Origin of the sequence: Bacillus sp. JJ1562, from assembly GCF_036962705.1 — a bacterium.
In the GTDB taxonomy this organism is placed as follows: Bacteria; Bacillota; Bacilli; order Bacillales; family Bacillaceae_L; genus Ferdinandcohnia.
The window spans coordinates 145,476-164,033 of sequence record NZ_JBALOQ010000019.1; the positions used below are offsets into that span (position 1 = coordinate 145,476).

An 18,558-nucleotide genomic window follows, 5' to 3' on the forward strand; every position below is an offset into this window, starting at 1 on the left:
GGTGCCTATCCCCAACGCGTTAGGAAGTTGGGATTAGGCACCTCTATTAGTTTTTCGGTTTGGTTATTTATTTGTAAGTGGAATATTTAAAACATTCTCTTTCGAACCATCTTTTGCAGATAAATTGAATAGCTCAAATCTAATTTCATTTTTAGGCTGAGCTATTAATGCTTTATCAATCGGGATTTCGAAGTCACCCCACGAAGGAGCACCCACTGTTTGATAATGGTCTTCAAGCAGTTTTTCTTCACCATCATAAAGAGCATAATCAAAAACACCCTCAAAAACTTGAGCTTTACCAGTAATGATTATTTGATTATTCGACTCAGAAACTTTTACATCTTTGAAAATTTTATTTTGATAAACCTTTTCTTCATTTGTTGGTGCTACATCATTTTCCGTATTTTGTTCAGTTTCTTCCGCTTGGTTATTTTCTTCTTCCTGAGTTGTTTCGTCTTGATTGTTTTCAACTTGTTCCTCAATTTCATTCACTTGCTCATTCTCATCAGGTTGATTGGATTGATCGTTTTTGTTGCAAGAGGCTAAGACAGTCGTAATCATAAAAACGATAATAAAGAGTATGATTTTTTTCATTAGGAATTCTCTCCTTTACTGAATTATATCTCTTTAACTTGCGTAGTTTTAAGGAAATTATACTTAGGAGCAGGTTTAGGTGTAGCATCCCCTTTAAAATTTGTTTTATCTCGAAGTAAAAGTTGTCCATAATGATACGTTATTCGCATATACATAGGAACATGTCCATTATGATAGGAGAATTCTTTGTATATGCCATATTTTATGAAAGCAGTTGCTATCCTTGTTGGAAGCATATCAATCGCACTTGGGATAAATATTTTTTTGATACCTAACATGGTTTTAGATGGTGGAATTATTGGCTTAGGATTGATTATTAGTTATCTATTTCATACAAATGCTGGGTTATCGATTATGGTATTGAGTATTCCTATATTTGCTCTCGCTTGGTTTAAATATCGCTCCTATTTTTTTAATAGCTTGCACGGTATGCTTCTATCCTCTTTTTTTATTGACCTTTTTCATAACTTAAGTCAAGTTCGCATTCATATTTCACCAGTTCTTAGCTCCTTTACTGGTGGAATTTTGATTGGTTTTGGAATTGGTTATATGCTTCGCTTTAAAACAAGCACGGGTGGTACAGATTTATTAGCCCAGTTCCTTTCTGACATTGTGAAAATGAATGTAGGGATCATCATTCTTATAATTGATGTTTTTGTGATTTGTCTAGGAGGTTTATTTGTTTCTGCAGATACTTTCTTTCTATCGGCTATAACCATTTTAGCTGGTGGAGTTACTACTAGCCTTTGCACATGGAATTTGGCAAGTAATGATATTAGAACGAAATAATATTCCACTCTTCACTAATTTATATTTACAATAAATTCAATCATATAAAAAGCGGATTTACGTAAAATATAAGCGTTGTCCTTACAACAAGAAAAAAGCAGGAGGCAGTAAAATGACAAATCAAATTGACACAAATAAATTGAAACAAGCAGAAGCTCAAGCTTCCATTGCAAAAGATATGATTACATCGGCAATCGAACAGTCAGCAGCAAATGAAATTTTAGCTAAAGAAGCTTTAAAACAAGCTTCACAAGAGATTGCTCAAATTCAAACAACAATAAGTCAGGCCCAATCTACACTTCAAACACAAACTACGGAGGAATCGTAAATTAACAAAAACCCCTTTTAATATAGAAAGGGGTGTTCTTATAACGCAAAAATCGGCTAATTCCTAAATAGAATCAGCCGATTTTGTAATCAATATTAATTTACCCTTTTGAAGATTATTTACCGTTTAACTATTGGAGTTTCGGTTTTTCAGAAGGTACTTAGCAACTTTTATTCCAGTCGTAATCCCGCTTTCAATCGCGCCATCGATGAATCCTGCCCATCCATTTGCATAGTCTGAACCTGCAATAAACAACCCAGATTCTTCCTTTTGAAGTTCAAGCAGATACTCTGTTAACTGCTTCTTTTTTAACATTGCCCAGGTTCCTAAAGAAAATCGATCTGCCATCCAGTCATGTCCTGTGCACTCCAACACTTCGATATCCGGAATGAATTTCCGGAGCTCTTTCGCTACCTCAACCTGATTCTCCAAATCTAATTTTGTTGAGTCGCAGCCAAAACCAACTATCAAGCCGCCCCTATCATGTAATTCCTCGACTTGAGCATAATTAATCTTATGATCTGCTGGCGCCATCAGGATGAACGGAGTCGTAATTCCACGTACTCTTGCCCAGAACTTGAATCCTTTACTTGCTTGCTTTTCTGCTGCTGCATGCCGTTTTTTTTCTGATAATTCCGGCTTAAATTCAATGTTGTTCAAGGTATTCAATGGAAGTGCGACGATCACGGATGCACTTGTAAATTCATTGCCCTCTACGGTGCCCACTTTATATCCAGTACTCGTTTTCTCTACTTTTGATACGATTGTAGACAAGCGAAGTTTGGCTCCTTTGGCATCCTTTAAAATGCTTTCGATAAGCGTTTTTGTTCCGTCAGATAATTTATAAACAGAAGCCGTTTCCAGAATCAATTTCCAATTATGACCCGCCATGGCAGCTAATCGATAGGCCTGGGTCAAACCGGCTTCTTCCAATGTACTGTTAAAATGTAATGCCCACAGACTGTAAACCAGATCGAACGCTTCTTTTTGCAACCCTAATTCTTTTAATTTCTCCTCTACCGACATGTGATCGATTTCCTTTAATTGCTTAAATTCACGTAAAGGATTATACGGATAGGGGAAGTACTTCCTAGTATCATTCAATAGTCGCTTCATCCCTTCATCCATCTTTTCATACCATTCATCAAATGTGCCTTCATACTTTATTCCAGCTGTCATCCAATACACCTTTTCTGCTTTTGGAGAAGCTGTTACCTTTAGCCCGTAACGGGAAATTTCCGACCACACATGAGGCTGAAACCAATGAACCCAGCTACCTCCTAGTTCAAGTTCGCTGCCTAAACGATGAGCCACCCAAGTTCTTCCCCCGATACGGTCTCTCCCCTCAAGTATCAAGGGTCTAAATCCTTGCTGGCTAACCTCTCTTGCCACTGTAACACCTGCGAACCCCGCGCCAATAATAATGACATCGTAGTGGTCATTCGACATATTGCGTTCCCGCCTTTATAAATTTCTTTAGAGAAAGAGAAGTGAATAATTGAAGGATGCACTTTATGGCTGCAATTCATTCATCTAGTGGCTGTTCTCCAGTAAAAATATAAAAAGCTCCAGACCTTACTTATTTGCTGAAAAAATAGCTAATTAAATCTTCAATTAGCTCTTTACAGCTTTTGTATGTTTCGAAGGAATTCGATTTAGTTGGTCTTGGTATTACAGAACTTTCTACTTTATACTTTATTGCACTTTGCAATTTATTAAGCTCCCTTCCTTTATTAAAAAATAAGGAATCAAAAAAGACGACCCAAAATTCATCTTTTGAATTAAAAGTCGTCTTTTTTATCTTTCAACCCTGGTTTTAAAATAAAAAGGAACCAGCTGTTAGAGCTGGCGCCTTTCTAATATAACTTGTGTTCCGTAGAAAAAAATTATTATGAAATTTCTTTTTCCTTATCTTTTTCCGTAGACTTTCGGTATCCATCTTTCCAGAAGTCCGCATTCTTAATTCCATATTTGGATGAATTGAATTCTGGATCTTTCCCTAGTTTAAGTTGTTCTTCGTAGTCTTTTAATGCAATATTGGCTGGTTTAAATAGCAGTAAAATCGCAATTAAGTTCAGCCAAACCATTATTCCAAGTCCAATATCTCCCATTGCCCATGCTGTTTTTGCAGTCTTTATAGATCCATAGAAAATGGCACCAAGAAGAATGAGTTTTAACAATAGAAAAGCTGGAGCTTTAAATTTTCCGCCACGTACTAGGTATGCTAGATTGGTCTCCGCAATATAGTAGTAGGCATATATAGTTGTAAATGCAAATAAGAACAATGCAATCGCAACAAATCCTGAGCCGAACCCAGGGAGAAGGGTATCTACTGCTGCTTGAGTATAACCAGCACCAGGTTCTACCCCTGGAAGACTTTCTTTTATAAATTCCTCAGTTTTTTCATTGATTACATTATATTGATTTGTAAATAAAATCATCATTGCAGTTGATGTTACCACTAAGAATACGTCTAAATAAATCGAAAATGCCTGTACGAGACCTTGCTTAGCTGGGTGAGAAACTTCAGCTGCAGCTGCTGGGTGAGCTCCAGTACCCTGACCAGCTTCGTTCGCATAGAGTCCACGTTTTACTCCCCACATAACGGCTGAACCAAGAATTCCACCAAATAATTCTTCAGCCCCGAAAGCGCTTGTAAAAATGAGTGTAAATACTTCTGGAATTTTCCCGAAATTCACTGCTATTATTGCGATTGCAATTAATAGATATCCAGCCGCCATAAAAGGAACAACTAGCTCTGCAACTCTAGCAATACGCTTAACTCCACCAAAGATTGTAAATCCAACAAGTGCGACAACAATTAAACCTGTAATTGATTTATCAATCCCGAACGCATTATGCATTCCATCAGCAATCGCATTTGCCTGTATGCCTGGCATCAAAAATGACATGGCAAGTAGTGTTGCAACTGCGAAAATGACGGCAAACCATTTCCAGCCAAGTCCCTTTTCTATGTAGTATGCTGGTCCGCCTCGATACTCACCATCTTGCTTTTCCTTATAGATTTGAGCAAGCGTGGACTCAACGAAAGCTGAGGTTGCACCAATGAAAGTAATAACCCACATCCAAAATACGGCACCTGGTCCTCCAAACGCAATACCTGTTGCTGTACCTGCAATATTTCCTACACCGATACGGCCAGATAATGACATTGCTAACGCTTGGAATGAAGAAACCCCTGCATCTGATCCCTTTCCTGAAATAATAAGTTTTGCCATTTCTTTAATGTGCCGAATCTGTAAAAATCTTGTACGAAAACTAAAATAAATACCACAAAAAACAATAAATCCAACAAGTACCGGACTCCATAGCCAATCGACGACAGTGTTAACGATTTGATCAAGCATGATGAACCCCCCATATTAAATATATTAAATAAATTAATGATGTCACTACATGAATGGAACAATAATTGCTACTGTATTTTCTATTCTTTTTGTATCCTAAAAATGAAAGAAGCTAATAAAACTACAATTAGAATTCCTGTAATGCTTACTTTGACATCGGAGATTCAATGATTCGAGACATTGTAATAGAAAGGTTATCACCGCCCCAATTAATAGTATTTCATTTCCGAAATACTGAGTGTTGGCTCCTTCATAAAGATAATGATATCAATTGTAGATTTATCACTGTTTGAAGTAATCAAATCTGAATGTAAATCCTATTATACTTTTTGAATTTGGACAATTCAATATATTTTTAATTTTTGATTCATTCGTACCTCTCCGCCAGTAATTTCAACAAATTATAAAATAGTGCCTTAGCCCCAAACGCATTAACACGTAACTACCGGGGGAAAGGCACCATTTTTTACCTTTACTCTTTTGAAAGTACTCCATCCATGTTGTTCTGTGCTTTCATATTGTAGATTGGCAGTATAACTAGCAGACCGATAATAAATAGAACTGCGGCGATCTCAAAAATCGTAATAATTGAAAACATTTCTTTCAAGACTCCGGCAATACTCATGGTCAATACCATCGCACCCGTAAACATCGGACTTAACGTTCCATTCACTCTTCCAATAAATTCTGATTTTGTGTTTTGTAAAATCATTGTATTAATACCAATTTGAATACATGGTAAGAATAATCCATTAACAAATTCCGCTGCAAGGGTGATTGGCAGGCTCGTTGAAATGCCAATTACACTCATCCCGATTGCATTTGCCAACATTCCAACCATTAGCAGTTTTTGTGGTGGAACTGACTTCGAGAACATAACAGAAACTGCACCACCAATAATCATTCCGACCCCGTTAACCATTAACAACCACTGCAGATTTTCCTTAGCTAATGCTAACCGTTCCGTTACTAAAAAAATGGATAAGGGTTGAATCAAACCAATCGCAAGGCCGGCAGCTAAAAAACAAAGACCTAGAAGCTTTAATTCTTTCTTAGCTAATACATAGCGAACTCCACTTTTCATTTCTTCAAAAATAGATGTTTTCTTCTCCTTTTCTGATTTAACATTCTGGTCGGCAGGGATGAATGTAAGCATCACAGCTGAAAGGATAAAGGCAACTCCTGTAATTCCAATCGACACAATGATGCCAAATTGCTGGAATACAAATGTTCCAAGTACCGGTCCTAGAACCATAAAGATCGCAAAGATTGTTTGATACACGGACATAGCCGATTGTATTAATTCTTCACTTAAGTGCATTTTAAATAACTTCATTCCAGATGGTTGTGAAAACTGTGATAAAATGGCAGAAATTAATGTAACAAAGAAGATAATCTGCCAAGAGCCAACCGCTAGAGCAATTAATACAGCAAACACAGAGATCGCACTCAAAATATCACACCAGACCATCGTCTTTTTCGGTTTCCACCTGTCAGCGAAGGTACCTCCTATGAACGAAAAAATAAAGATGGGTGCGAATTCAGCAACAGAAATCATCGAAACGGCAAAAGCATTCCCATTTGTTTGTTCCATTACAAATAAGAGAACTGCAAAATTCCGGACCCAAATTCCTACCTGAAGGAACAACGCCGAAAGAAATATAGCCTGAACAAATCGGTTTTTAAATAATTGTGTCATAAATTTTCCTCTTTCCTAAATCAGAAATTATAGATGGAAGCATAAAAAACTCCCATCCGCCATTTAGGATAGGAGTTCGCCAAGACCATAGAAAAAGACATAGTACATCCGCACGTACTACAGCATTGATCATCTTTTCCTAAAAAAGTATAGACTAATCCCATTCAAAAATGACATCGCAATCCTACGAATGTGCTTATGAAAACGGGATTAGTAGATCATCGCCCTATGGTCACCCTTTCGTGTATTAGTATTTTGAATTTTACTTTATATTTCCTTTTTTTACAAGATATTTTTGAATTTATGGAGGTAAATGTAAATATCAAGTATTATTAAGTAAAAAAGCTAATTCCCCCATTATAGGAATTAGCTTATCATTTTTTTCTCTTACTCAACATCTTTCAGTGCACTTGCAAATCTTCTTATCCCTTCCCAAACGGTGGGTCTTAACACTATGATATGCTATTTCTTCACGAAATGCAGGATATGATATGTTAGACAGACTCACGTAGCGCTCTTTGAGCTTCCGACATCGCGTAAATGACGTTTGAGGATTTTGCCGCTAGCGTTTCGCGGCAATTCGTCCACGATCTCGACATTCTTTGGCACCTTGAAACTGGCTAAATTGTTCCTGACATGCTGGAGAATCTCTTCCTCAGACACTGGAGCTTTGATGACAACGAAGGCAGTGACTGCCTCGATCCACTTTTCATCCGGTACACCCACGACAGCGACCTCAGCGACCTGGGGTATCTCGTAGATGCAGTCCTCTATCTGGCGTGAAGCCACCAACACTCCGCCGGTGTTGATAACATCCTTCACCCGATCGATTACCTCGATGTATCCGTCCTCGTCCTGCTTCACAAGATCTCCGGAATGGAACCAACCGCCGGCGAACGCCTTGGCTGTGGCTTCCCCTTTGTTCCAGTAGCCCAGACACAGCTGCGGCGAACGGTACACAATTTCGCCGAGTTCGCCGGGAGGCACACTATTACCTTCAGCATCCACGACCCGCGCCTCAACGAAGAGCAGTGGCCTTCCTGCGGAACCAGGGTGGTCAGCATGCTCCTCAGGACGCAAGACCGTACAGGCAGGGCCCATTTCGGACTGTCCGAACACATTGTAGAAACCGAGCTTTGGTAGACACTTTTGCAGTCGCTCGAGTACTGGCCCAGGCATAATCGAAGCTCCGTAGTAGGCCTTCCGAAGTTTCCCGAGGTCTCGAGATGTCAGGTCAGGGTGATTCGCGATTGAAACCCAAACAGTTGGAGCGGCGAAGAACGATGTGATTGCGTCCTGTTCCATGGTTTCAAGCACAGCACCGGCCTCGGGAGCGGGAAGCACCTTGTTCCAGCCACCCACCATCAGTGCCGGTAGCATGAACACATGCATCTGCGCGGAGTGGTAGAGGGGCAGGCTGTGGAGCGCTCGGTCTGACCCTTTGATGTCCAGATCGTGGATGCAGCTCATGTAGTGGTGTAACAGAGCACGATGCGTCATGATTGCACCCTTTGGATCCGACGTGGTGCCCGAGGTGTAGAGTAACTGAGCGATATCCGTGTCCTCTACATCGAACTCATCATCTTTCACAGGACGGTTGTCGTTACTGAAAGCCCACTCTAGGAGTTCGTCTTCGAATCTTAATACCTGCCGATCGCTGTTTGACTTAGTCTGGGAGATTGCGTTGGCGAGGTCTCGGTCAGCGATTACAAGCGTTGGATCGGAATCTCCAAGAATGTAGTCGAGTTCTCCTGCCCGGAGTTGGAAGTTCACCGGAACGTGAATGGCTCCTATACGTGCTGTGGCCAGAAACAGCAGAACGTACAGATCAGAGTTTTTACCGAAGGAGGCGACACGTTCTCCCTTTTCCACCCCCTGTTCACGTAGTTTACGCGCGATACGCGTGGCCGCCATGTCGAGTTCACGGTAGCTCCACTCTCTGTCTTCGAACACAACGGCAGTATTATGTGGGACCCGTGCGGCCGTACGACGGACGGCCTCAGCTACGGTGTTTGTTCTCAAATTGATCTCAGTCCTCTCTCGTCTATTCTTATACAACTTAAAAGTAATTAATATTCTAAAAACAAAGAATATTTATCCTGAATATAAGCCTACTCCTACTAAGCTGTCAATCTATTTATAGAACGCTTTCATTTAGTAACAACAAGAAGGGAGGTATATTCCCTTTCATTGCAATTATTTATGTCCTTAAGATGATTGATTGTTTCAGCATCAAGGTTGTACAAAAATTAGGGTAACTAGCAACTGGTCATGTTTAAAGTTAGATATTTTGGATATAACTGACACTGCTTATGGGCAGATTAAGCTTAATCTGTTTTGTAAACCTTCTAATATTTCTTCTGGAATTTCCTTAACCTTGATATCTTCGCCCAGGAAAAGTAACCAATTTGTTATTTCAGTCACTTCTTCCGGATTATTAACATTGATAAAAGTCTTTAGAATGGCTGTGGCTTGGTATGGATTCGTATAGGAAATTGAAACTTTTAAAGGGTGGTATTTTCTGAACTGAGCAATCGCTTTTGGACCAAGTTCTAGTACAAGGTTGATTCCTTCTACCTGCTTACTTAGCTTTTCTAATATCTTTTTCTTACTTAATCTTTTTTTCGTTGGGTAGGGATTGACTTTGATGAGATTATCGACATGAAAAATCTTCATCTTTTCTTCCTTTAAGTCAAAGCCTTCAATCAGCCACAGGCTTTTTTCACGATAAAGGTGCAAGAGATAAATTGGATAAGACTTTTTTACCTTCTCTTCATTAATAGTAATCAATAAATATCTATCCAAAAGAAGGATTTGGATGAGTTGTTCTAACATAGGATGCGGGAGGTCTGACAGATCAAGTAGGTCAGGATTATTCGGGTTGGTCCCTTCAAATAGCAGGATTTGGTTTAAAAGAACAAGGTCATCTTGCTGGTTTTCTGAGATGAGGCCAAGTAACTTTTCAGCTAATGACTGACGACTCTTTAGATAAGGGAGTTGTTGATTTCTTGTGGCCATAAAGGCAATAAAAAGGGCTTTGACCTCATTATCAGTAAAGCGAACATCGGCCAGGACAGAGTTGTGCATGACAAAGTAACCCCCGTCCCTTCCAACTTCAGCAACAAGTGGCATGCCCATTGACTCAATTTCTCTGATATCTCTAATAGCTGTCGAACGAGAGATATTAAATTCTTGCATGATTTCTGAAATAGTAAAGTGGGAGCGGTTGTTGATATACCGCATGATGATATTAATCCGTTCAATTTTTTTCATCAGGACTCCTAAACAGTATCATTTTTTGACATGATTAAAGATTATTATAAAACCATCAAGTGAAGAAGAAAAGTCATTTGAAAAATTAAAAAAAGAGGAAGGTTTTGAATATGACAAAGTATACCCTAGAAGAAAAAGACAGCTTTACCGTTTTAGGTATTGGAACTGAGATTAAGAGCGATTATACAGACTTTGCTGGCATAACCAAGGAAAAAGTAGATTTTTGGCAAACCGTCAGTCAAGATGGAACGCTTGACACTTTAAAAGACCTAGCAACTAATGACTATATTTTTGCCGTGAACGAAGCAGTGAATAACAAGATGATGCATTATGCTGGCGTCATGACAGAAGAATCGGTACCAGAGGCAACCAGGGTTATCCAATTTCCTAAGGGGGAATACCTAGTTGTAAAAGGGGAAGGTAAGACGGCTAATGAATTGAGTAATATGCTTACTGGCATAGCTTTTGGTCAAGTCTTGCCAGAAGCAAAGAATTTTGCCTATGTTGGTGGGCCAAATGCAACGGTTGAGATGGGGCAGCGAAACGGCTTAGTTTTTGGTGAAATGTGGATTCCTGTTGTTAGAAAATAAAAGATAAAAGGAGTAATAGAAATGTCCTATATTGTTGATTTTAAAAATGTGTCTACGGTTGGTTTAAATTCTTCACCTGTTGCAGAAGCGCTTGCTGGTTTGCGTGCTAATGAAGCCCGTTATTTCATGAACAAATACAAGCATGAATTTTCGGTTGTTCCAGTTAGCGAAAGTCAGGAGACTCTTGATTATGTGAACCGAATTTTGAAAGAAGAACGTGATATTGAGTTTGCTGCTAAACCGTTAGAAACGTCGAGTTTTCAAGTCGAAAATATCAAATGGTCTTATGTCTTCTATGAGGATGGTCTAGAGGTCAACGTATTGTATACGGTTGATGGCCCTAAGCCGAAGCGAGCGGTTGGTTTTAAGCTTTCTGAGGGGATGGAGGTACCTAAGGAGTTAGAAGGGAAATTTAAGTTTGCTAGGCAGAAGTCTAAACTAGCCGGAACAATTCGGGGTTCGTTTTTTGTGATTAAAAGAGAGTATTAAAGTAGGCAAAAGCCCAAGTGGAAGGGTTTAGCATTTTTTGTATTAGGGTATCCTTTTTCATTATTGAAATTAGTGAAAGCTATTTTCACACCAGGAAAAATATAGCTTTCACTAGCTTGCAAACCCAATGGATGGGAGATTCCCCTTGGTACTTCTACTTTGCTATTAGGGGGGTATCCCCTTTCAAATATCAAAGTGTGAAAAAAAAACGGCAGGATACCTCATGGTGTCATTTTGAATCATAGTTTTGTATGTCCACATCCGAGAAATTGCAAGTTAGCCCTCTCCAGGTAGAAGTCCCCCTAAAACTTGGTCTTTTACAGGTTGATAGGCTACTCTTGCGTTTTTTCCACTTTTCTTTTGTTATCTAAGCCCCCAATTTTATACTTCACGAAAAAAGGGTACTGCTCTTGCAGTGCCCAATTAATCTTCCACTATTTTCTCGATGTTCGCATTCCTTTCAAAACTTTTATATCCTCCGTCTTACTCAATCGCTCATAATCTAAACTGGACACATCATATAATGCGATCTTTCCCTCTTCATCATAATGAATTCCCCAGCCATATTTTTTGACTAAAGGAGATACACGAAAGCATGCTTTTGGTTTTGAAAAGAATTCCTCTCTCAACTCTTCGGTCTCACGGTCAATTTGATTTTTCATTAGATATGTTTTTAATTGAACATCTTCTTGAGTATATTCATATGGGTGATTACTAATTAGATCATATTCAATTGAAGCGATTGTTATTTTCCCCTTTTTCGGAGCCGGGACAATAGCGGAAGAAACCGAAGAATCTTCAGAAATGACGATAAATGTATTTTTATAACTCATTGCAAATTCCTCCTTACTCCTCTTTGTGAAATAGTTTCCAGTTTTCTAATTCAAATAGGTAACGAGGTGCATACTATTCGAATTCCAAGGTTCTTCCTGTTTCAATCAGTGTTTTGGTATTGCTTAAGATCATCCACCATGCCCCTTCCGTGTTCGGATAGGTAGGATCCCCTTTCTTCCATTGATCTTGTATGAGTGTCAGCTTTGTACATTTCCCCACAGGTTCAAGTAAGTAAGAGATTCTGGACTCATATTCGTGATCGCTTTCAACATACGATTTCCCTGCAATATATGTAAAACGGAATACTTGATTCGGTACAAATTCCAGCACTTTTCCATAAACGTGGACAGTTTCCTCACCGTCAACGCCAGGACCTGGTTAATTTCAAATTCATCCTTAATATCTGAAGAGCATAATATCAATAAATCGTATACCGTTACTTTTTATCTTTTATCCAATTCGGAAGCTCCTTTCTGACTTTTCAAATATATATTTTCGTCAGATTTCACCATTTTCCTCTTCACAAAATAATAAAAGTCCATTCACCAATGTAGGCAGTTTATTATTTTTTTATACGTTTATGGGTCAAATCTTTTCTATTGAGTTTATAAAATCTATAAGTTCTCTTAGTTACCGTTTTTTTCAATATAATTACAATATAAAATAAACATTAAAATTTTTTAACAAAATGGAAAGTTACATTTATGCTTGGTTAAAGGGATATTATATAATAAATATAGGAATGTTTGTTCTCTCTAATGGGAGGTGGGGTTAATAATTGGAAAAGTGGGAAGCTTCTTATATTGCAGGAATTATTGATGGAGAAGGAAGTATTTCATTAACTAGGATGCATGAAAAGGAACACCGTAGACCTTGTATTTCTATCGCATCAACGGATATGGAACTCCTTATTTATATTCAAAAATTAACTGGGGGAGTAATTACTAGTAAAAGAAATTACAAGCCTAATTGACACAAGGACTCCTATACGTTAACAATAAAGAAAAAAGAAGATGTTTTTCATACATTGGAACGTATTGCACCCTTTTTAAGAGTAAATAAGAAAAGAAACCGTTCCGTTTGGATTCTTGAAAACTATGATAAGGTTACTCCTCGGAATGGAAAGTACAGTCCAGATTTATTACAAAAGAAAATGACATTTGAGGATTACTTTTTCAAAATGTAAAACGGAAACGGACTCACCAAAATCGGTGAGTCCGTGTCTATTTGTTACGTAAAGCATAAACCTTCGCCCCAATAAGCATAAGCTTTCCATCCTTAAAACCACTTGCATTTATAGACAGTTTATTTTTTTCCTTCACCTATACCTATTAATTTAAGATTGTTTTAAGGGGGTAAATGGAATGAGAAAATTGTGTAATCTCATCTCTGTATTATTCCGTTGCAAGTACTTCTTCAATAACTTTCTGATTGGCATCATTAATAGAGTACTGGATCTCAATTCTTACTCCTTCTTTGAAGTCATAACCCTCGTCAATGAAGCGTTGGGATAATCGGAATACTTCTGATTCTCCTTCATCATTTGTTGCCTCTAAAGAAGTATTATCACTATAACCTACAATGGTGATGAATTGTGCAGGTAAATCTAACTGTCCTGTTGCTCCAGTGTAAACATACTCAAAAGTAGTTTTCTGATCTGCTACCTGATCAGCCACAGACCAAATTTCTACGTCATAAGTCCCTGCTTCAAGGTTAATTAAGCCTTCAGAGATGTCAATATCATCAAAAACCTTTTCTTCTCCTGGCTTAAGAATGTCCTCTCTATACTCCATAGTGAACCCCTTATCCATTGAATAAGTGTATAACACTTCACCTTGCTTATCCTTGATTTGGTACTCGTACTGTTGTCCGCCATAAGTTAAAGGTAATTCATTTTCTGAGTCATTCCGTACCTTTAATTTAAATATACGGTCAGATGGGTTTTCAACTAACGTGATAAAGCCTCCCTCGACTATACCTGTTTTGGCTTCATCAGTCTGTCCCGCGACTCCACCGTTTGTTTCCCCTGCTACTTCTTTCTCAGCTGCTGTTGTTCCACAACCTACTAATGCGACCATTAAAAATGATGTTGCTAATACCCTCACTACTCTGGAATTGAATTTCATCTTAGAAAGCCCCCGTTTTAAATATTTTACATATATATAGACGCGTCATATTTCAGTAACGTTACAAATGTTACGCGTAAAAATATGTTAGGTTGCCCTACCATTAAGTTTACTCAAGCTTAATAGATGAATTTCAGTAAAGACCTGAAAAAATCAATAAATCAATTAATTCTAGTTGTACACCCGTCTCACTCTTTGATATGTGTTAGTGTTTTTAAACACCTTCAACAAATCAAATAAAAAAATTAGTAAAGTGATTATAATACTGTTGAGACTAAGTGAAAACTTTTGACTATAAAATGGCGTGCTAATGTTAGTTTTGAACCTTAACATTGTAAATTTGTGTTCTGTAGATAGTACCAATAAAGCATAAAATTTCCTAAAATAAAATAAAGCATAAGCTTTCCAAACGGAAATCTTATGCTTTACGTCACAATTTAGTATATAACCACCAAGTATATGTATTTGGTGGAGACGGTGGGACGTGCTTTTCCATGCTTTCGTCATGGCACTGACTATATCTTGAACCTGCTGGTTACAGGTCCTCCGGCGTATTATGCGAAACATAATTTGTACCTGGTTAGGTAGGATTTCGCATCCTAGTACTACCATGATGTAATGGTAGCCTATAAGTCGATACACGGCTGTTAGATTACTCTACATACCGCTCGGCATTGCCTTATCGCATCGAGTACGACTTAGGTTTCACCGATAAAGCCGGATTATCACTTATGTGTTACCACATAAGGCGACTAATTACTAATCGAACCCACGTCCAAAGATATTGGCACTTAAGCATCTACGAGTGTAGTCGATATATTAGCATTTCGCTAACTTTTCAGCCTATCGACAGGCTTCCAAGCAGCTAGTCTGGTTGTTCTCTTCCTTTGTCCTCAGACGGCGAACTCCGGCGTAGCCCACTTAGAGTGAGTCCCTGATCCTACCACATGGGCGATGGAGGGAGGAACCGCTATAGTCTGTTATTAAGCAGCTAAAGCGAAGTTGTTGTTTTCTTTGCCAGTTATAGGCGTTGACGTTTTAACGAGGCCGATCCCCTCGACTCGCAACTTAAGCTCAAACTACCCCTGTCGAATCCGTAGCGTCCCCATTATAAAATGATATTGATGAACTTAATCACCAGATATCTGGGTGTTTCGGATGAAGTATTCTTGCTTACGTTGACTATTCAATTGTCAACCACATGTCTTATTATAGCACATGTACTTACATTTTCAATTGTAAGTTATTGTAAATCATATTTTTTGTCTTTCGCGGAAAGCACGTTCGATATCACGTTTTGCTTCTTTTTTCTTTAGGTCTTCACGTTTATCGTACTTTTTCTTACCTCTACCAAGCCCTAACAGTAGCTTTGCATAGCCATTTTTTAAGTAGATTTTAATCGGCACAAGTGCATAACCTTCTTCTTTTGTAAGACCGATTAGCTTACTAATCTGTTTTTTGTGAAGAAGTAGCTTTCTTGTACGAAGTGGATCATGATTATATCGGTTACCTTGCTCATAAGGGCTAATATGCAAGTTGTACAAGAATACTTCACCATTATGGACACGCGCATAAGAATCTTTCAAGTTTGCACGGCCATTACGAAGAGATTTGATTTCTGTACCTTGAAGCACAATTCCTGTTTCATAGGTTTCTTCGATAAAATAATCATGATTGGCTTTTTTGTTTTGAGCAATTACCTTGCCTATACCTTTTGGCATATTGATTTCCCCCTTAAGACGGTACCTTATATTTTAGCAAATATTGGACAACATCACAAGGAAAGGCTCATTGATTGCAAGGCAAACTTGCATCTAGATTACTATTAACGTACCAGGAAATAATTGTGGTGCTGTCCCTTACGTTTAGCGATTGAATTTTCCTAAGCAAAGATTCAAGGGCTCTATCATTTGAGTTGTGTAAAAATTCGTTTTGAATTTTTTCTGGATGATCATAGGGTAAACCAGGACATTCTATTAAACCATCCGTTGTTAAAAATATATGGTTCATTCCTTTTCTTAGTTCCTTACGTCCCGTACTATAGCATGGGACAGGCAGTTCGAAAGTATTTACTTGGCCAATCCATTCGAAAAAATGCCGCTGGTTTACTTGATATTGCCCGAGGTTTGCTAGTTCTGGATGAAATAAATAAAATATACAGTCGCCAACTGAAAACCACCAAATGTATTTACCTTTTCTAAGTACTATTAGACAAGAGGTTGATCCTTTAACTTTCTTGCACGAATCTAAGAATTCAGGGGTCTGAAAAATTTGTAGGATCGTTTCTTCAATCCTTCTAAATGTTTCGTTAAGTGACCTTGATAACAAAGATTTAATTGAACCTTTCCGTTTCGTAAATTCCTGTAAAATCAATTCTGCACTTTCAGTGGTGTGGTGGGCATCAAGAAGAATAACGAATTCCCAATCTTCCTTTTGGTTGTGCCAGACAAGACAACCGTCCTCATTTTTCGTTTGACCCGCTGAAAAGTTTCCGCCGAATCGACCTATGATTATTTTTTCTTGTTTCAGAATAGATAATGTATCAACAAAACTTTCCTGTGAACCAACCCAATGATAATCATTCATGCTCATTTTTCCCCTCATTGTAATTCACACAAGTATAATTCATTTTGATTAATATTGGGAGAATTTTCAACAAAAAATCCAGAGGATCAACCCCTGGATCTTTAGTTTCACTCAATATTCGCTTTATTCGCATAGAAATACATCCATGCCATAAACCCACCACCACCAATTAAATTTCCAATCGTGACTGGGATTAAATTGTGGATAACACCATTTACTGTTACAGAATCCGGATGATTCATGATAAAAGAAATGGCAAATGTACACATATTAGCAATACTGTGTTCATAGCCAGAGATAAAGAAGCAAAATACCAATAACATCATGATAAAAATTTTTGGTCCGTCTCCTCTCATTCCCAAAGGTAGAAAGAATGCGAGGCATACAAGCCAGTTGCAGAGAATACCTCGAAAAAACAGTTGAGAAGTGGAGAATTGAGTTTTGTTATACGCAACAGTTAATAGAAATTCATTAACAGCTTCACCTTGAAATAAACCCGTCATGAAAATTAGAAATGCAAAGAAAAGAGCACCCATTATATTACCAATATAGCTATAAAGCCACATTTGGCCGACCACTTTCCATTTCATCTTTTTACGCAGTGCCGCATATGTGTAATAAAAAGTATCTCCTGTAAATAAATCGCCTCCACCATATGCAATGAGGATAATGGCTGCACCGAATGTTATGGCAGCAATAGGAAAAGCAACTGGTGATTGTAATTCAAAAAAGAAATTTCCTGTTCGAAAGGCAACGATTACTCCAAACCCAATAAACATACTGGCTAATACTGCTCGCAAAAAATAGATGAACCTGCTTTTTTGGAACGTATCTCGGCGAGAAAGTGCTAGTTTTTCAATACTTGATAGTAGTTTTGATTCCATACATTTTCACCACGTTAACTTTTTGGTTTCACCTCATCAAAATATGGTGCGAGAATTTGTTTCAACACATTAGCACTATTCTCAAACTTTTGTTGTTCCTCTGCATTTAACTCCAGTTCCATTATTTCACGGATTCCATTTCGGTTTATCACGCAAGGCACACCAATATATACATTTTCTTGACCATAATCTCCGTCCATATGTGCGGAAACAGTTAACACTGCATTTTCATTTGAGAATATGGCTTTAGTAATTCTCGCTAGTCCCATTGCAATTCCGTAATAGGTTGCACCCTTGCTTTTAATAATCTCGTAAGCAGCGTCACGTACCCGAATAAAAATTTCATCTAAATCTTCTTTTTTATACTTCTCATTGCGCTCGACTACCTTTTTTATCGGAAGTGTACCAATATACGCAGAGCTATACACTGGTAATTCACTATCACCGTGTTCTCCAATAATATAGGCATGTATATTTTTCGGGGCAATATTAAAATAATCCCCTAATAAGTACCGAAACCGTGCGGTGTCTAAAATAGTCCCAGAACCTATAACACGTTCTTTCGGTAGTCCACTATATTTCCATGTTGCATATGTTAAAATATCAACCGGATTCGTGGCGACTAGAAAGATTCCGTTAAATCCACTTGCCATCACGTTATCCACGATTTCTTTGAATATTTTAAGGTTTTTTTCTACCAAGTCTAGTCTAGTTTCTCCCGGTTTTTGATTAGCGCCCGCACAAATGACAACTAGATCAACATTTTTACAATCACTGTAACTTCCGAACTTAATAAGTGTCGGATTTCCTGTAAAAGCTTTTCCATGATTGAGATCAAGTACATCCCCTTTGGCTTTCTCCTCGTTTACGTCAATCATGATTAATTCATTGACGATCCCCTGATTCATTAAGGCAAAAGCATAGCTAGAGCCCACAAAACCAGTTCCTATTAAGGCAACACGACTTACACGATCCCCTATATTCAAACTCATTTTTCA

Annotated in this window: 17 protein-coding genes and 1 other RNA gene; 5 read left to right on the forward strand and 13 right to left on the reverse strand. The window is 38.2% G+C overall.

Annotation, left to right across the window (positions count from 1 at the left end):
• Positions 1–63: 63 nt before the first annotated feature.
• Positions 64–594 (reverse strand): Gmad2 immunoglobulin-like domain-containing protein, encoded by a 531-nt coding sequence (locus V7097_RS13475; RefSeq protein WP_335704136.1) that lies wholly within the window; start codon positions 592–594, stop codon positions 64–66.
• A 192-nt stretch (positions 595–786) separates the two neighbouring features.
• Here V7097_RS13475 and V7097_RS13480 point away from each other — a divergent pair, with 192 nt between their 5' ends.
• The gene (locus tag V7097_RS13480; protein ID WP_335704137.1) at positions 787–1,383 is read left to right on the forward strand and encodes a YitT family protein; all 597 of its coding nucleotides are present in this window, start codon (positions 787–789) and stop codon (positions 1,381–1,383) included.
• A gap of 112 nt (positions 1,384–1,495) precedes the next feature.
• Complete coding sequence (locus V7097_RS13485) at positions 1,496–1,711, forward strand: hypothetical protein (RefSeq protein WP_335704138.1); 216 nt, start codon at positions 1,496–1,498, stop codon at positions 1,709–1,711.
• Positions 1,712–1,837: 126 nt separating this feature from the next.
• Here V7097_RS13485 and V7097_RS13490 read toward each other — a convergent pair whose 3' ends face one another.
• The 5 genes from V7097_RS13490 to V7097_RS13510 form a co-directional block, all read right to left on the reverse strand.
• Positions 1,838–3,160: a flavin monoamine oxidase family protein gene (locus tag V7097_RS13490; protein WP_335704139.1), complete on the reverse strand. Its 1,323-nt coding sequence runs from the start codon at positions 3,158–3,160 to the stop codon at positions 1,838–1,840.
• A 440-nt stretch (positions 3,161–3,600) separates the two neighbouring features.
• Positions 3,601–5,079, reverse strand: a complete 1,479-nt coding sequence (locus V7097_RS13495; protein ID WP_335704140.1) for an alanine/glycine:cation symporter family protein — start codon at positions 5,077–5,079, stop codon at positions 3,601–3,603.
• A gap of 472 nt (positions 5,080–5,551) precedes the next feature.
• Positions 5,552–6,778: an MFS transporter gene (locus V7097_RS13500; RefSeq protein WP_335704141.1), complete on the reverse strand. Its 1,227-nt coding sequence runs from the start codon at positions 6,776–6,778 to the stop codon at positions 5,552–5,554.
• A gap of 504 nt (positions 6,779–7,282) precedes the next feature.
• A complete protein-coding gene (locus V7097_RS13505) occupies positions 7,283–8,800 on the reverse strand; it encodes a fatty acyl-CoA synthetase (protein WP_335704142.1) in 1,518 nt (505 codons plus the stop codon).
• A gap of 288 nt (positions 8,801–9,088) precedes the next feature.
• Positions 9,089–10,051, reverse strand: a complete 963-nt coding sequence (locus tag V7097_RS13510; protein WP_335704143.1) for a helix-turn-helix transcriptional regulator — start codon at positions 10,049–10,051, stop codon at positions 9,089–9,091.
• 110 nt (positions 10,052–10,161) lie between these two features.
• Between V7097_RS13510 and V7097_RS13515 the strand changes: the two genes are divergently transcribed.
• Entirely contained in the window at positions 10,162–10,641 is a 480-nt protein-coding gene (locus V7097_RS13515) for a GyrI-like domain-containing protein (RefSeq protein WP_335704144.1), read from the forward strand.
• A gap of 21 nt (positions 10,642–10,662) precedes the next feature.
• Entirely contained in the window at positions 10,663–11,130 is a 468-nt protein-coding gene (locus V7097_RS13520) for a phage tail protein (protein WP_335704145.1), read from the forward strand.
• Positions 11,131–11,564: 434 nt separating this feature from the next.
• Here V7097_RS13520 and V7097_RS13525 read toward each other — a convergent pair whose 3' ends face one another.
• Positions 11,565–11,963, reverse strand: a complete 399-nt coding sequence (locus V7097_RS13525; protein ID WP_335704146.1) for a DUF6157 family protein — start codon at positions 11,961–11,963, stop codon at positions 11,565–11,567.
• A gap of 779 nt (positions 11,964–12,742) precedes the next feature.
• Here V7097_RS13525 and V7097_RS13530 point away from each other — a divergent pair.
• Positions 12,743–12,937, forward strand: coding sequence for an LAGLIDADG family homing endonuclease (locus tag V7097_RS13530; RefSeq protein ID WP_335704147.1), 195 nt, complete (start codon positions 12,743–12,745; stop codon positions 12,935–12,937).
• A 421-nt stretch (positions 12,938–13,358) separates the two neighbouring features.
• Here V7097_RS13530 and V7097_RS13535 read toward each other — a convergent pair whose 3' ends face one another.
• The 6 genes from V7097_RS13535 to V7097_RS13560 all read right to left on the reverse strand — a co-directional run bounded on the left by V7097_RS13535 (position 13,359) and on the right by V7097_RS13560 (position 18,552).
• Positions 13,359–14,090 (reverse strand): BsuPI-related putative proteinase inhibitor, encoded by a 732-nt coding sequence (locus V7097_RS13535; RefSeq protein WP_335704148.1) that lies wholly within the window; start codon positions 14,088–14,090, stop codon positions 13,359–13,361.
• A gap of 760 nt (positions 14,091–14,850) precedes the next feature.
• Positions 14,851–15,189: a transfer-messenger RNA gene (gene ssrA, locus V7097_RS13540) on the reverse strand.
• Between the two features lie 154 nt (positions 15,190–15,343).
• Positions 15,344–15,811 (reverse strand): SsrA-binding protein SmpB, encoded by a 468-nt coding sequence (gene smpB / locus V7097_RS13545; RefSeq protein ID WP_335704149.1) that lies wholly within the window; start codon positions 15,809–15,811, stop codon positions 15,344–15,346.
• Between the two features lie 67 nt (positions 15,812–15,878).
• Positions 15,879–16,676, reverse strand: coding sequence for a protein phosphatase 2C domain-containing protein (locus tag V7097_RS13550; protein ID WP_335704150.1), 798 nt, complete (start codon positions 16,674–16,676; stop codon positions 15,879–15,881).
• 107 nt (positions 16,677–16,783) lie between these two features.
• A complete protein-coding gene (locus V7097_RS13555) occupies positions 16,784–17,560 on the reverse strand; it encodes a formate/nitrite transporter family protein (RefSeq protein ID WP_335704151.1) in 777 nt (258 codons plus the stop codon).
• 14 nt (positions 17,561–17,574) lie between these two features.
• The gene (locus V7097_RS13560; protein WP_335704152.1) at positions 17,575–18,552 is read right to left on the reverse strand and encodes an L-lactate dehydrogenase; all 978 of its coding nucleotides are present in this window, start codon (positions 18,550–18,552) and stop codon (positions 17,575–17,577) included.
• Between the last annotated feature and the right edge of the window lie 6 nt (positions 18,553–18,558).

What these genes read in the sequence shown, in the direction of transcription:
- V7097_RS13475 (WP_335704136.1), bottom strand. Translation starts at nt 594, where the DNA reads ATGAAAAAAATCATACTCTTTATTATCGTTTTTATGATTACGACTGTC.
- V7097_RS13480 (WP_335704137.1), top strand. Translation starts at nt 787, where the DNA reads ATGCCATATTTTATGAAAGCAGTTGCTATCCTTGTTGGAAGCATATCA.
- V7097_RS13485 (WP_335704138.1), top strand. Translation starts at nt 1,496, where the DNA reads ATGACAAATCAAATTGACACAAATAAATTGAAACAAGCAGAAGCTCAA.
- V7097_RS13490 (WP_335704139.1), bottom strand. Translation starts at nt 3,160, where the DNA reads ATGTCGAATGACCACTACGATGTCATTATTATTGGCGCGGGGTTCGCA.
- V7097_RS13495 (WP_335704140.1), bottom strand. Translation starts at nt 5,079, where the DNA reads ATGCTTGATCAAATCGTTAACACTGTCGTCGATTGGCTATGGAGTCCG.
- V7097_RS13500 (WP_335704141.1), bottom strand. Translation starts at nt 6,778, where the DNA reads ATGACACAATTATTTAAAAACCGATTTGTTCAGGCTATATTTCTTTCG.
- V7097_RS13510 (WP_335704143.1), bottom strand. Translation starts at nt 10,051, where the DNA reads ATGAAAAAAATTGAACGGATTAATATCATCATGCGGTATATCAACAAC.
- V7097_RS13515 (WP_335704144.1), top strand. Translation starts at nt 10,162, where the DNA reads ATGACAAAGTATACCCTAGAAGAAAAAGACAGCTTTACCGTTTTAGGT.
- V7097_RS13520 (WP_335704145.1), top strand. Translation starts at nt 10,663, where the DNA reads ATGTCCTATATTGTTGATTTTAAAAATGTGTCTACGGTTGGTTTAAAT.
- V7097_RS13525 (WP_335704146.1), bottom strand. Translation starts at nt 11,963, where the DNA reads ATGAGTTATAAAAATACATTTATCGTCATTTCTGAAGATTCTTCGGTT.
- V7097_RS13535 (WP_335704148.1), bottom strand. Translation starts at nt 14,090, where the DNA reads ATGAAATTCAATTCCAGAGTAGTGAGGGTATTAGCAACATCATTTTTA.
- smpB (WP_335704149.1), bottom strand. Translation starts at nt 15,811, where the DNA reads ATGCCAAAAGGTATAGGCAAGGTAATTGCTCAAAACAAAAAAGCCAAT.
- V7097_RS13550 (WP_335704150.1), bottom strand. Translation starts at nt 16,676, where the DNA reads ATGAATGATTATCATTGGGTTGGTTCACAGGAAAGTTTTGTTGATACA.
- V7097_RS13555 (WP_335704151.1), bottom strand. Translation starts at nt 17,560, where the DNA reads ATGGAATCAAAACTACTATCAAGTATTGAAAAACTAGCACTTTCTCGC.
- V7097_RS13560 (WP_335704152.1), bottom strand. Translation starts at nt 18,552, where the DNA reads ATGAGTTTGAATATAGGGGATCGTGTAAGTCGTGTTGCCTTAATAGGA.